Here is a 13606-nt window from a genome sequence, read left to right on the forward strand (position 1 = left end):
CGCTTTCTTCATTGCGATAACAGCACCCATGTCCAAGGACGACTCCAACGGCGGTTTCCTGTCCAAGGTGGTGAAGTTCGTCCGCCACCCGACGACGAGCTGGTCGGATCTGGACACGCGTTCTGCGGACCGCGAGAGCGAGTACAGCAAGGCCGCGCTCAAGGAAATGATCGAGCGCAAGCGGCGAAACGATTTCGTGCGCAAGCGCGAGTTCGACATGCTCCGCAAGATCCGCAGCCGTGAAGGCACGCCGGGCGAAGGTCAGGGCATGCGCCCGTCTTTCTTCCAGAGCAGCCTGCCCTCAAAGCCGGACGATCGCGCCGAGACGCTGAAGAAGATCGACGAGATCGAAGCCCAGATGTCGATGCAGTGGTGGAAGACCAAGGGACCGGACTCGCTGGTGAGCACGGGCTCGGGTTTGAACACCGCGCCGCATGGCCCAGGTGGCCCGTCCTCCAAAAAGGACGACTCCAGCTCGGTGCCGGCCGCACCAGACCCCAACGTCAAGCAGCGCAAGGCCCAGTACGACGAAACCGAACCCGGCCCGCTGCCCAACCCGGCGTCGGCCGGCCCGAACTCGGCCAGCCAGAGGCTGGAGCGGTCGATGCTCGACACCCAGCCGGGGAGTGCCCCGGTGCCGCTCCGCAAGACCTGGTCACCCTCTCGTGAGCGTCAGGTGGCCGACGCACCACCGCCGCCCGCGGCCACGCCACCCGCGCGCACCGGCCTGATGGCGCCCACGTCGCAGCGGCAGTCGGGCAGTCCCGCTTCCCTGTTCTCTGCCTCGCATTTTTTTGCGCTGGATGTGCAGGAGATTGCGCAGGATCCCGAGGTCGAAGAGGCCGCGATCCGCTTCGCGAATGGCGACGATGCCGGTGCGGAGCAGGGCTTGCTCGAGGTGTTGAACGAGGGAGGCAGCAAGGCCGACCAGCAGGAAGACTGGCTGGCTTTGTTCGACCTATACCGCGCCACCGGCCAGCTCGCACCCTTCGAAAGCCGCGCGGTGGACTTCGTCAACCGCTTCGACCGCTCGGCACCGCAGTGGTACGACATGCCCGATGCGGTGTCCCGCATGACGGGCAAGGTCTATACCCCCTCCACCGGTCAGAACCGCGCGGTCTGGGTCAGCGAAGCCGAACTCGACGCGCATGCGGTGGGTACCCTGCAGAACGTGCTTTTGCGCGCGCCACAGCCCTGGGTGCTGGACTGGACGCCACTGGAAAGCATGGACCTCAAGGCCGCTCGTGCCCTGTTGGGCATGTTCACGCTCTGGGGCGACCAGGATGTGGAGCTGCGTTTTCAGGGCGCAGCTTCGTTTCGTGACCTGCTGAAGAGCCAGACACCTTCGAGTCGGCGCGACGTGGAGCAGCTCTGGTGGGAACTGCGCATGGCCGTGCTGCGCATCATGAACCGCCCGGATGAATTCGAGCTGACCGCGCTCGATTTTTGCGTCACCTACGAGGTGTCGCCACCGGGCTGGGAGAAGCCCCGCTGCCACTACACGTCGGTGTCCAACAGCAAGCCCGGTGACGCTGGGCAGTCTGTGCTGGGCGAATCGGTGCTGGAACAGGTGGCCTCGGGCTACCCTGGCGGTGGCGAGTCGCTGCTCGACAGCCAGGGGTCGGAGACCAGCCAGCTGGGTCTGGTGGAACTCTCAGGCGAGATTCGTGGCGATCCGCAGACCACGCTCGATGCGCTGGAGCGCAAGCTCAAGGGCGCCGACGTGCTCATCATTTCCTGCCGCCACCTGATCCGGGTGGACTTTTCTGCAGCGGGCACCCTGCTCAACTGGGTCTCCAGCCACCACGCCGAAGGCCGTCTGGTGCAGTTCGTGGACGCGCACCGCCTGGTGTCGGCTTTCTTCCACGTGATCGGCATTACCGAATACGCCAAAGTGGTTGTTCGCGTCGACTGACACTTCGCGTCCGCTGGCCTTGGGCCGACCCCGGTACCATCCGTTGCAAAACCCGCCATGCCCGGCGGTTGCAATTTCTTCCCAAGACCCCAACTCGAATCCATGGAATCCTTTCACGGCACCACCATCATCTGCGTTCGCCGGCAGACACCCCAAGGCGTGCAGGTGGCCATTGGCGGCGATGGCCAGGTAACCTTGGGCAACATCGTGGTCAAGGGCACGGCGCGCAAGGTGCGCAAGCTCTACCACGAGAAGGTGCTGGCTGGCTTCGCAGGCGCTACCGCCGACGCTTTCACCCTTTTTGAACGCTTCGAGGCCAAGCTGGAAAAGCACCAGGGGCATCTGGTGCGGGCCGCCATCGAACTCACGCGCGACTGGCGCACCGACCGCGTGCTCCGCCGCCTGGAGGCCATGCTCGCGGTGGCAGATCACAGCGCCTCGCTCATCATCACCGGCAACGGCGACGTGCTCGAACCTGAGCACGGCATCGTCGCCATTGGCTCGGGCGGTGCCTACGCTCAGGCGGCCGCTAAAGCCCTGGTCGACCACACGGAACTCAGCGCCGAAGAGGTGGTGCGCAAGTCGCTGGCCATTGCCGGTGAGCTGTGCATCTACACCAACATGAACCACACCATCGAAACGCTGGAGACAACGACATGAGCGCCGCGCCGGGCCGCCCCAAGCAAGCTCGCACCCCCTTGGGGGGCAGCGCAGTACACGGAGTGACAAGCGAGGGGGCTTCATGTCTTCAATGACTCCGCAGGAAATCGTTTCCGAACTCGACCGTTTCATCATCGGCCAGAAAGGCGCCAAGCGCGCTGTGGCCATTGCTCTGCGCAACCGGTGGCGGCGCCAGCAGGTCGACGACAAGCTGCGCCCCGAGATCACGCCCAAGAACATTCTCATGATCGGCCCGACCGGCGTGGGCAAGACCGAGATCGCGCGCCGTCTGGCTCGGCTGGCTGATGCACCGTTCATCAAGGTGGAGGCCACCAAGTTCACCGAGGTGGGCTACGTGGGCAAGGATGTGGACAGCATCATTCGCGACCTCGCCGAAATCGCCATCAAACAGACGCGTGAAGTGGAGATGCGAAAGCAGCGCACACGCGCGGAAGACGCCGCCGAAGACCGCATCCTCGACATCCTGATTCCGCCGCCGCGCAGCATGGCGGCCGAACCGGCCAGTGTGGTGGCCACCACTGAAAGCACGGCGCGCCAGAACTTCCGCAAGAAGCTGCGCGAAGGCGAGCTGGACGAGCGGGAGATCGAGATCGATCTCATCGAGCAGCGGCCGCCGATGGAGATCATGGGTCCGGCCGGCATGGAAGAAATGGCCGAACAACTGCGCGGCATGTTCAGCCAGATGGGTGCAGGCAAGCGCCAGACGCGCAAGCTGCCCATCGCCGAGGCGAAGAAGCTGCTCATCGAAGAAGAGGCCGGCAAGCTCGTCAACGAAGACGAGATCCGCACGCGCGCGCTGCACAACGCGGAGCAGAACGGCATCGTGTTCATCGACGAGATCGACAAGGTCACCTCGCGCAACGAAGGCGGCGGCAACGCCGAGGTTTCCCGCCAGGGCGTGCAGCGCGACCTGCTGCCGCTGGTGGAAGGCACATCGGTCACGACCAAATACGGTGTGATCAAGACCGATCACATCCTGTTCATCGCCAGTGGCGCCTTCCATCTGGCCAAGCCGAGCGACCTGATCCCCGAATTGCAGGGCCGCTTTCCGATTCGTGTGGAGCTACAGTCGCTGTCGGTCGACGACTTCGAGGCCATCCTTACGCAGACGCACGCCTCGCTGGTGCGCCAGTACCAGGCGCTGCTGGCGACCGAGGGTGTCACGGTCGAATTCAGCCCCGAAGGCATCCGCCGCCTGGCGCAGATCGCCTGCGATGTGAACGAGCGCACCGAGAACATTGGCGCGCGCCGCCTGGCCACTGTCATGGAGCACCTGCTCGACGAGGTGAGCTTTGGAGCGGCCCATCTGAGTGGTCAGACCATCGCCATCGACGCCGCCTACGTGGACGGCCGGTTGAGCGAACTCAGTCAGAACGAAGACTTGTCTCGCTACATCCTCTGAGTTCCAGGCGCGAGACTGCCGCGCAGACACCTGATTGCCCGTACAGCCCTCTCTGCCAGAGGGTTTTGAAGCATCACATGCAGTGATTCGTCTAAGTGCTTGCTTTTAATGCGCTTTTGTCGATTCAACATCCGCTTGCATGTTTGCGCCCTAAGTGGTTGATTTCATTGAAAAAAACTGTAGCCACGCGCTTGCAGCGCGACTGTTTCCTGCTAAAGTGGGGAAAAGTGCAATTAAGTGGTGAAAAGTGTTTTTCAAGGATTGGCTGCGGTGTTCCAGGGTGCGTCTTCTCTCAATCTCGATGTCAAGGGTCGGCTCTCCGTGCCGACGCGGCACCGTGACGCCCTGGGTGCGGGTTCCAACCAGCTCACCATCACCAAACACCCCCATGGTTGCCTGATGATTTTCCCGCGCAGTGCGTGGGAAGAGTTCCGTGATCGGATTGCAGCTCAGCCCATGGCAGCGCAGTGGTGGAAGCGAATTTTCCTCGGCAATGCCATGGACGTCGAGATGGACAGCACGGGACGCGTGCTGGTCTCGCCCGAACTGCGCGCGGGCGCCGGCATCACCCGCGACGTGATGCTGCTGGGCATGGGTTCCTACCTTGAGTTGTGGGATGCCTCGACCTACGCGGCGCAGGAATCCGAAGCCATGAAGGCCGACATGCCCGATGTCTTCAAGGACTTCTCCTTCTAAGGGCGATGGTGCAAGGCACATGGACTCACCACACCGTCCTGTTGAACGAAGCTGTGCAGGCGCTGTCGATCAACCCGGATGGTCATTACGTGGACGCCACATTCGGACGCGGTGGTCACACGCGCCTGATGCTGGAGAGCCTGTCTGCGAAAGGCCGGCTGACCGCCTTCGACAAAGACCCACAGGCCGTGTCGGTGGCGCAGGAACTGGCGGCCAGCGATGGCCGTTTTTCCATTCGGCACGAAGGCTTTGCCCATCTGGCGGAGCTGGGCGCAGCGTGCGCAGATGGCGTGTTGATGGATCTGGGCGTGAGTTCGCCGCAGATCGACGATCCCCAGCGGGGATTCTCTTTTCGCCACGATGGTCCTCTGGACATGCGCATGGATACCACGCGCGGACAGAGCGTGGCGCAGTGGCTGGAGACGGCCGATATTTCCACCCTGGCGGAGGTCATTCGTGACTATGGCGAAGAACGGTTTGCTCAATCGATTGCAAAGGCGATTGATCGTCGCCGACAGGAACGGGGCCCTTTTCGAACCACCAGCGAGCTGGCCGAAATCGTGGCTGGCGCGGTCAAAACCCGCGAGCCGGGCAAGGACCCTGCAACGCGCACATTTCAGGCTCTTCGGATTTTCATCAACGCCGAGCTTGAAGAGTTGCAACAAGCGCTAGAAGCCAGTCTGAAAGTATTGCGCCCGGGAGGAAAACTGGTGGTGATCAGCTTCCATTCGCTCGAAGACCGCATGGTCAAGCAGTTCATGGCGCGCCATTCGCGCGCCGTGGTGGATCGCCGCGTGCCGTTTGCCGAACCCGCCCCGATGGCCCTGCGCGGTCTGAAGCGCGTGATGCCCTCTGACGAAGAAGTCAAAGGCAACCCGCGTTCACGCAGTGCGGTGATGCGGGTGGCCGAACGAACCGAGGCGGCCGCATGATCCGTCTCAATCTCGTCCTGCTGGTTGTGGTGATCGCGAGCGCGTTCTACCTGGTGCACACGCAGTACGAATCGCGCCGTCTGTACGCAGCCGTGGACCGCGCGCAGGCGCAGTCGCGCAAGCTGGAATCGGAGCACGAGCAGCTGCAGGTGCAGAAGCGAGCCCAGGCCACGCCCGCGCGCGTGCAGCTGATCGCCTCGCGCCAGTTGCAGATGCGGCCCGTCACACCGGGCATCACGCAGTACGTCACCGTATTCGAGCCGCAACCGGCTCTGGCGCCCGTGCCGGAGCGCAGGCCATGAGCCGCAGCATCAACTATTCCGCGAGCCCCTTGCTCGCCAGCCGCACGCCGGTCTGGCGCAGCAAGTTCATCGTTGCCTGCCTGGCCGTGGCCTTCGCGGGCCTCGCGGGGCGCGCCGCCTACGTGCAGGTGTTCGGCAACGATTTCTTCCAGCGCCAGGGCGAAGTGCGCTTTGCCCGCACGCTGGAACTGCCCGCCAACCGTGGCCGTGTGCTCGACCGCAATGGCCTGATCCTCGCGTCCAGCGTAGTGGCGCAGAGCATCTGGGCGATTCCCGAGGACGTGGACCGCGCCGATCCCAAGCTGCGCCAGCTCGCGAAACTGCTGGAGATGCCGCTGGCCGATCTGCGCAAGCGCCTGGCCCACGAAGACAAGACCTTTGTGTGGGTCAAGCGACAGGTGGACGATCCCGTGGCCAAGCAGATTGCCGCACTCGACATCAAAGGCATCTACCAGCGCCGCGAGTACAAGCGCGAATACCCCGAAGGCGAAGCCGGTGCGCACGTGGTGGGCTTCACCAACGTGGAAGACATCGGCCAGGAAGGCGTGGAGCTGGCCTTCAACGCACAGCTGGCGGGCAAAAGCGGTTCGCGCCGCGTGATCAAGGACCGCCTCGGGCGCGTGGTGGAAGATGTGCGCGATGTGGTGCCGCCGGTGGATGGACCGGACCTGCAGCTCTCGATCGACAGCAAGGTGCAGTACTTCGCCTACCAGAAGCTCAAGGACGCGGTGCTGCAGCACAAGGCGCGCGCGGGCAGCGTGGTGGTGATTGACACGCTGACGGGCGAGGTGCTGGCACTGGCCAACTACCCGAGCTACAACCCCAACCGGCGCCAGAACCTCACCGGCGAGCAGCTGCGCAACCGAGTGCTTACCGACAGCTTTGAACCGGGCTCGACCATGAAGCCGTTCATCGTCGGGCTGGCGCTGGACAAGGGGCTTGTTACGCCCAACACGCCCATCAACACCGCCCCAGGCCGCATCACGATCGGCGGATCCACCATCAGCGACTCGCATCCGAACGAGGTGCTTACGGTGTCGCAGGTGATCCAGAAGTCGAGCAACGTGGGCACCGTCAAGATGGCGATGCAGATGAGCCCGCGCGAAATGTGGGAAACGTATGCCCAGGTGGGCTTCGGGCAGAAACCGCAACTGCCCTTTCCCGGTGCTGTGGCCGGCCGGCTGCGGCCTTACAAGAGCTGGCGCCCGATCGAGCAGGCCACCATGAGCTATGGCTATGGGTTGTCGACCTCGTTGTTCCAGTTGGCGCAGGCCTACACCGTGTTCGCGCGCGACGGCGAGCTGATTCCCGTGACGCTGCAGAAGTCGGCCGATACCGTGGCAGGCGTGCGCGTGTTCAGCGCAAAGAACGCGGTCGCCGTGCGCCAGATGCTGGGTCTGGCCGCCGGCCCGGGCGGCACCGGTTCACGCGCGCAGACCATGGGCTATTCGGTCGGCGGCAAGAGCGGCACGGCGCGCAAGCAGGAAGGCAAGGGCTACGCCGACAAGAAGTACCGCAGCTGGTTCGTTGGTCTGGCGCCGGTTGAATCGCCGCGCATCGTGGTGGCGGTGATGGTGGACGAACCCAGCAACGGCGCCTTCTACGGCGGCGTGGTGGCGGCCCCGGTGTTCAGTGAGACGGTGCAGCAGACGCTGCGCATTCTCGGCGTGCAACCGGACATGAACGTCAAGCCGCAGATCGTCACCGAAGTGGTCGAGGAATCCTTCTGATGCGCACCATCCTCCATCCCCACGCGGTGGCCGAATGGCTGCGTGAGCGTGTGACGGGCGAGCTGCATTGCGACAGCCGCCGCCTGCGCGCGGGCGATGGATTTGTGGCCTGGCCAGGAGCGGCCACCGATGGCCGCCGCTTCGTGGCCGATGCCCTGCGTGCCGGCGCCAGCGCGGCGCTGGTCGAGCTCGACGGCGTGGAGGCCCACGGCTTCACCGATGAGCGGATTGCCGCCGTGCCGGGCCTCAAGGCTTCGGCGGGTGCCATCGCCAGCGCTTTTCACAGCATGCCCAGCGCAGCGCTGGACATGGTGGCCATCACCGGCACCAACGGCAAGACATCCACCGCCTGGTGGACCGCCCAACTGCTCTCGGCCTGCCAGAAGCCCTGCGCGGTGGTGGGCACGCTGGGCATGGGCCAGCCGCCAGTGGCGGCGGAACGCGGCGAGGCGCTGGTGCCCACCGGACTCACCACACCCGACCCGGTGATGCTGCAGACGCAGTTGCGCCGATTTGTCGATGAGGGGCTGAAGGCCTGCGCGATCGAGGCCTCATCGATCGGGCTGGTGGAAGGTCGCTTGAACGCCACGCGGCTGCGCGTTGCTGTGTTCACCAATTTCACCCAGGACCACCTCGATTACCACGGCAGCATGGAAGCCTACTGGGCTGCCAAGGCGGCCCTGTTCGACTGGCCCGCGCTGGTCAGCGCGGTGGTGAATCTGGACGATCCTCGTGGCGTGTCGCTGGCGGCCTCGCTGGCCAGCCGAGGTCTCGATCTCTGGACAGTGGCCATCGAGACCGAAGGTGTGGGCACCGAACGCCTGGCGCGTTCGCGCCTGTTCGCCACGGGCCTGCGCTTCACACACGAAGGCATGGCCCTGCAGGTCGGTGAACGCCACACGCAGGGCCAGGTGCTCGAGAACCACGAACTGACGTTGCCCCTGGTCGGCCGCTACAACGTGTCCAACCTGCTGTGCGTGCTCGCCACGGCACGCGCGCTGGGTGTGTCGCTGCGCGAAGCGGTGCGCGCCTGTGCGGCCCTCACGCCGGTGCCCGGCCGGATGGAGCAGGTGGCTGCCCCTGCGCCGGGGCAGCCCCTGGTGCTGGTCGACTACGCACACACCCCCGATGCCCTGCAGAAAGCATTGCAGGCCTTGCAGCCGCTGGTGCAGCAGCGCGGCGGTTCGCTCTGGGTGGTGGTGGGCTGTGGCGGCGATCGAGACGCCAGCAAACGCCCGCTGATGGCCGCTGCCGCCGAGCACGAGGCCGGGCAGACCGTGCTTACCAGCGACAACCCGCGCAGCGAAGACCCGCAAGCGATCCTGCTCCAGATGGTGGCAGGCCTGTCGAGCCCGGACGCGGCACGGGTCGAACCCGATCGTGCGCGCGCGATCGACCTGGCGGTGTCCCAGGCTGACGCACGCGACGTGGTGTTGATCGCCGGCAAGGGCCACGAGGACTACCAGGACGTGATGGGCGTGAAGCGCGCTTTCTCCGATGTGCACGAAGCGCGTGACGCGCTGCAGCGGCGTGCGCGCCAGGGAGCCACTGCATGAAGACCATGGGCCAGCTTCTCTCGCAACTCAGCGGCGCTCAGGTGGTGGGCCAGGTGGATCTTCCGTTCATCCGGGTGCACACCGACACGCGCAGCCTGCAACCTGGCGATCTGTTCGTGGCGCTCAAGGGCGAGCGTTTCGACGCGCACGAATTTTTGCCCCAGGCACACGCACAAGGCGCGCTGGCCGCCATCGCCGATCATGGCCTGGTCGAGGCCGGCCTGCCCGGCGTGCTGGTGGCCGACACACGGCGCGCGCTCGGCGAACTGGCGCGGCTGTGGCGCAACCAGTTCACACTGCCATTGATCGCCGTAACGGGCAGCAACGGCAAAACCACGGTCACGCAGATGATTGCGTCCATCCTGCGCGCGGCCGCTGGCGAGTCCGCACACGCCACGCAGGGCAATTTCAACAACGACATCGGCGTGCCGCTCACGCTGCTGCGCCTGCAGGCGGGGCACCAGCTCTCGGTGGTCGAGCTCGGCATGAACCACCCGGGCGAGATTGCCGAGCTCGCGCTCCTGACCCAGTCCACCGTGGCGCTGGTGAACAACGCGCAGCGCGAGCACCAGGAGTTCATGGCCAGCGTGGAAGCGGTGGCGCTGGAAAACGGACAGGTCATCCAGGCACTGGCTGCAGACGGCGTGGCGGTTTTCCCATCGGACGACACCTACACGCCGCTGTGGCGCAAGCTGGCTGCGCAGCGTCGTGTGCTCACCTTCAGCGATACCGACCCTGGTGCAGACGTCACCGCTGTCAGTGCGGAGTGGCAGGGTGGCGCCTGGGAACTTCGGTTCAACTCATCCGCCGGGCAAGCCAGCGTGCGCCTGCGCATCGCTGGGCGCCACAACGTGCGCAATGCGTTGGCGGCGACCGCCTGTGCCCTGGCCGCCGGCGTTCCGCTCGAAGCCGTGGCGCGCGGGCTCGATGCGTTTGAACCCGTGGGCGGCAGATCACGCGCACTCTCGCTGCGGCTGGGTGAGCGTCAGCTCACGCTGATCGACGACACCTACAACGCCAACCCCGACTCCGTGCGCGCCGCCATCGACGTGCTGGCCGAACTGCCGGCGCCGCGCCTGCTGGCGCTGGGCGACATGGGCGAAGTTGGTGAACAGGGCCTGGCCTTTCATGAAGAAGTGCTTCGCCATGCGCAGGCGCGAGGCATCGAAGCGGTCCACGTCACCGGCGAATGGATGTCGCGGGCCTGTGCCGCGCTGCGTGAAGCCGGTGCGCCGGAGCCCGTGCATTGGGTCGAAGTGCCCGCCATGGCTGGCGCCATCTGCGCCGCGGTGAGCGACGACCGCCCGGTGTTTCGCAGCGTGCTCGTCAAGGGTTCGCGGTTCATGCGCATGGAGCGCGTGGTGCAGGCCTTGCAGGGGCTTGAACACGCACGTCAGCCGGACCATCTCAAGGACAACGCCCATGCTGCCTAGCCTGGCCCTCTGGCTGCAAGGCCTTTCGCCCGAATTCGGTTCCCTGCGGGTGTTCCAGTACCTGACCTTTCGCGCCGTCATGGCCGCGCTCACCGCCTTGCTCGTGGGCCTGGTGGCGGGTCCCTTCTTCATCCGCCGGCTGGCCGCGCTCAAGATCGGCCAGCCGATCCGTGAGTACGCGATGCAGACGCACCTGAGCAAGGGCGGCACGCCCACCATGGGCGGCGTGCTGATCCTGTTCGCCATTGCGCTCTCCACCCTGCTGTGGTTCGACCTGTCCAACCGCTTCGTGTGGATCGTGTTGCTGGTCACGCTCGGTTTCGGGGCCATCGGCTGGGCGGACGACTGGCGCAAGGTGGTGCACAAGGACCCCGAGGGCATGCGCTCGCGCGAGAAGTACCTGTGGCAATCGGTGATCGGGTTGGTGGCGGCGTTCTACCTGGTGTTCAGTGTGTCCGAGAGCAACAACCTGCGCGTGCTCGAACTCTTCGTCGCCTGGGTGCGCTCGGGCTTTACGGTCGACCTGCCGCCGCAAGCCGGGTTGCTGGTGCCGTTCTTCAAGGAAATCAGCTACCCGCTGGGTGTGTTCGGTTTCGTGGTCATGACCTACCTGGTCATCGTGGGTTCCAGCAACGCCGTGAACTTGACCGATGGCCTGGACGGCCTGGCCATCATGCCTGTGGTCATGGTGGGCTCGGCACTCGGCGTGTTCGCCTACGTCACCGGCAACGCGGTGTTCTCGCGCTACCTGCTGCTGCCGCATATTCCGGGTGCCGGTGAGCTGCTGATCTTCTGCGCCGCCATGGCGGGCGCCGGTCTGGCGTTCCTCTGGTTCAACACGCACCCCGCGCAGGTCTTCATGGGCGACGTGGGCGCGCTCGCACTCGGCGGTGCGCTGGGCACCATTGCCGTCATCGTCCGCCAAGAAATCGTGCTCGCCATCATGGGCGGCATCTTCGTGGTGGAAGCGCTCTCGGTCATGCTGCAAGTGACCTGGTTCAAGTACACCAAACGCCGCTATGGCACCGGCCGCCGCCTGTTTCAGATGGCGCCGTTGCACCACCACTTCGAGAAGAAGGGATGGAAGGAGACGCAGGTCGTCGTGCGTTTCTGGATCATCACCATGCTGCTGTGCCTGGTGGGTCTGTCCACCCTCAAGCTGAGATGAAAGACCAGGCCGTCCTCATCCTTGGGCTCGGGGCCTCCGGCCTGGCCATGGCACGCTGGTGCCAACGGCAGGGCGCGCGCGTGACGGTGGCCGACACACGCGAGTCACCCCCGCAACTCTCGGCCCTTCAGGCTGAGTGTCCGCAGGCCAGTTTCGTGGCGGGTCCATTCGACGAATCCCTGCTGGCGCGTGGTGACTGGCAACTGATCGCCCGCAGCCCGGGTCTGGCACCGGCTTCGTTGCAGGCGGTGTTCAGCTGGGCCCGGCAGCGCAGCGTGGCCGTGGTCGGTGAACTGGATCTGTTCGCACGCTCGCTGGGCGAACTTGCCCAGCGCGAACGCCTGCCGTACCGGCCCCAGGTGCTCGCGATCACCGGCACCAACGGCAAGACCACCGTGACCTCGCTCACCGGCCTGCTGCTGCAGCGCGCAGGGGTGAACGTGGCGGTGGCCGGCAACATCGGCCCGGCGCTGCTCGATGTGCTTGGCGCCGCGCTGGACCACGAAGCGATCGCCCAGCAGGCCGACGACGAGCGTGCGGCAGCCGAGGTGCAAGCCGATACGCCGCCCGAGGTGTCGCCCGAGGTGTCGCCCGAGACGCCGGTGGTCGCTGCACCGCTCGATGACATCGCGGACGAAGCAGCGAGCGAAGAAATGTTGCCGCCTGCCGCCGAAGGCGATGACGAAGGACCGACACAGCTGGTGCCGCCACCCATCGCGCCGCCGCAACCCGCCCACCTGCCATCGACGTGGGTGCTCGAACTCTCCAGCTTCCAGCTCGACGGCACGGCCGGTGGCGACTGGGACCGCGTGCCCACGGCGGCGACCGTGCTCAACCTCACCGAAGACCACCTCGACTGGCACGGCGACATGCCGGCCTACAGCCAGGCCAAGGCCGCAGTGTTCGGCGCGCAGGCGCTCATGCTGCTCAACCGGGACGACCCGCTGGTGATGGCCCTGCAACCTGGTCTGGTGACCGTGAAGGTGGGCAACCGCAACCGCAAGCAAAGCGCCCGGCCCTGGGCCAGCTTCGGCCTCGACGTGCCGACGCGCGCGGGGGACTGGGGCATCGAGACGGTCAACGGCATGGCCTGGCTGGTGCGGGCGTTGGCACTGGATGAAACGCGCAAACGGGGCCGCACGGCCGACGATGACGAAGAGGTCTATTTCCAGCGCCTCATGCCGGTGGACGCGCTGCGCATCCGCGGCCGCCACAACGCCGCCAATGCGCTCGCCGCGCTCGCGCTGGCCACCTCCACCGGCGCTGCGCTGGGCCCCATGCTGCACGGCCTGCGCGAGTACCGGGGTGAGCCGCACCGCGTGGAGCCGGTGGCCATCGTCGACGAGGTCGAGTATTTCGACGACAGCAAAGGCACCAACGTGGGCGCCACGCTGGCGGCGGTGAATGGCCTCGGTGCCGAACGGCGACTGGTGGTCATTCTGGGTGGCGATGGCAAGGGGCAGGACTTCTCGCCTTTGGCCGCACCGCTGGCGCGGCATGCCCGCGCGGTCGTGTACATCGGCCGCGACGCCGCATTGTTGCGCGCAGCGTTGGGTGCGGCACTTGAAGACGCCGGAACGCCCCAGCTCGATGCCAGCACATTGCCAGAGGCCGTGACCCTGGCCGCGCAGCAGGCGCGTTCGGGCGATGCGGTGCTGATGTCGCCCGCCTGCGCCAGCCTGGACATGTTCGACAACTACGTGCACCGCGCACGCGTGTTCGTGGAAGCCGTCCAGTCGCTGGCGCTTGAGCACGGTGTGAGCCTGGAGAGTGGCCAGTGAAAAAGAAACC

General features: G+C 65.7%; 11 protein-coding genes. All 11 read left to right on the forward strand.

Annotated elements, in window-relative coordinates; translation table 11 throughout:
- Positions 1-28 precede the first annotated feature (28 nt).
- Positions 29-1915 carry an STAS domain-containing protein gene (locus tag CAP37_RS16155; protein WP_086125253.1) on the forward strand — a complete coding sequence of 629 codons (1887 nt, stop codon included), beginning with the start codon at positions 29-31 and terminating at the stop codon, positions 1913-1915.
- 102 nt (positions 1916-2017) lie between these two features.
- Positions 2018-2575: an ATP-dependent protease subunit HslV gene (gene hslV, locus CAP37_RS16160; protein WP_086125254.1), complete on the forward strand. Its 558-nt coding sequence runs from the start codon at positions 2018-2020 to the stop codon at positions 2573-2575.
- A gap of 82 nt (positions 2576-2657) precedes the next feature.
- Positions 2658-3998: an ATP-dependent protease ATPase subunit HslU gene (gene hslU / locus CAP37_RS16165; RefSeq protein ID WP_086125255.1), complete on the forward strand. Its 1341-nt coding sequence runs from the start codon at positions 2658-2660 to the stop codon at positions 3996-3998.
- A gap of 270 nt (positions 3999-4268) precedes the next feature.
- Positions 4269-4694 (forward strand): division/cell wall cluster transcriptional repressor MraZ, encoded by a 426-nt coding sequence (gene mraZ / locus CAP37_RS16170; protein WP_086125567.1) that lies wholly within the window; start codon positions 4269-4271, stop codon positions 4692-4694.
- A gap of 5 nt (positions 4695-4699) precedes the next feature.
- Positions 4700-5626 carry a 16S rRNA (cytosine(1402)-N(4))-methyltransferase RsmH gene (gene rsmH, locus CAP37_RS16175; protein WP_086125256.1) on the forward strand — a complete coding sequence of 309 codons (927 nt, stop codon included), beginning with the start codon at positions 4700-4702 and terminating at the stop codon, positions 5624-5626.
- A complete protein-coding gene (gene ftsL / locus CAP37_RS16180) occupies positions 5623-5928 on the forward strand; it encodes a cell division protein FtsL (RefSeq protein ID WP_086125257.1) in 306 nt (101 codons plus the stop codon). The genes rsmH and ftsL overlap by 4 nt, the downstream gene beginning before the upstream one ends.
- Positions 5925-7658: a penicillin-binding protein 2 gene (locus tag CAP37_RS16185; RefSeq protein WP_086125258.1), complete on the forward strand. Its 1734-nt coding sequence runs from the start codon at positions 5925-5927 to the stop codon at positions 7656-7658. Before ftsL ends, CAP37_RS16185 begins: the two co-directional genes overlap by 4 nt.
- On the forward strand, positions 7658-9214 hold the full coding sequence (locus tag CAP37_RS16190; protein WP_086125259.1) for a UDP-N-acetylmuramoyl-L-alanyl-D-glutamate--2,6-diaminopimelate ligase: 1557 nt from the start codon (positions 7658-7660) through the stop codon (positions 9212-9214). Before CAP37_RS16185 ends, CAP37_RS16190 begins: the two co-directional genes overlap by 1 nt.
- Positions 9211-10647 carry a UDP-N-acetylmuramoyl-tripeptide--D-alanyl-D-alanine ligase gene (gene murF / locus CAP37_RS16195; RefSeq protein WP_086125260.1) on the forward strand — a complete coding sequence of 479 codons (1437 nt, stop codon included), beginning with the start codon at positions 9211-9213 and terminating at the stop codon, positions 10645-10647. The genes CAP37_RS16190 and murF overlap by 4 nt, the downstream gene beginning before the upstream one ends.
- Positions 10637-11815 carry a phospho-N-acetylmuramoyl-pentapeptide-transferase gene (mraY, locus tag CAP37_RS16200; protein ID WP_086125261.1) on the forward strand — a complete coding sequence of 393 codons (1179 nt, stop codon included), beginning with the start codon at positions 10637-10639 and terminating at the stop codon, positions 11813-11815. Before murF ends, mraY begins: the two co-directional genes overlap by 11 nt.
- Entirely contained in the window at positions 11812-13596 is a 1785-nt protein-coding gene (gene murD, locus CAP37_RS16205) for a UDP-N-acetylmuramoyl-L-alanine--D-glutamate ligase (RefSeq protein WP_086125262.1), read from the forward strand. The genes mraY and murD overlap by 4 nt, the downstream gene beginning before the upstream one ends.
- Positions 13597-13606 lie beyond the last annotated feature (10 nt).

The organism is Hydrogenophaga sp. IBVHS1, from assembly GCF_002127265.1.
Classification (GTDB): Bacteria; Pseudomonadota; Gammaproteobacteria; order Burkholderiales; family Burkholderiaceae_C; genus Hydrogenophaga.

Coding starts and splice junctions, on each gene's coding strand:
- CAP37_RS16155 (WP_086125253.1), top strand. CDS start 29: ATGTCCAAGGACGACTCCAACGGCGGTTTCCTGTCCAAGGTGGTGAAG.
- hslV (WP_086125254.1), top strand. CDS start 2,018: ATGGAATCCTTTCACGGCACCACCATCATCTGCGTTCGCCGGCAGACA.
- hslU (WP_086125255.1), top strand. CDS start 2,658: ATGTCTTCAATGACTCCGCAGGAAATCGTTTCCGAACTCGACCGTTTC.
- rsmH (WP_086125256.1), top strand. CDS start 4,700: ATGGTGCAAGGCACATGGACTCACCACACCGTCCTGTTGAACGAAGCT.
- ftsL (WP_086125257.1), top strand. CDS start 5,623: ATGATCCGTCTCAATCTCGTCCTGCTGGTTGTGGTGATCGCGAGCGCG.
- CAP37_RS16185 (WP_086125258.1), top strand. CDS start 5,925: ATGAGCCGCAGCATCAACTATTCCGCGAGCCCCTTGCTCGCCAGCCGC.
- CAP37_RS16190 (WP_086125259.1), top strand. CDS start 7,658: ATGCGCACCATCCTCCATCCCCACGCGGTGGCCGAATGGCTGCGTGAG.
- murF (WP_086125260.1), top strand. CDS start 9,211: ATGAAGACCATGGGCCAGCTTCTCTCGCAACTCAGCGGCGCTCAGGTG.
- mraY (WP_086125261.1), top strand. CDS start 10,637: ATGCTGCCTAGCCTGGCCCTCTGGCTGCAAGGCCTTTCGCCCGAATTC.
- murD (WP_086125262.1), top strand. CDS start 11,812: ATGAAAGACCAGGCCGTCCTCATCCTTGGGCTCGGGGCCTCCGGCCTG.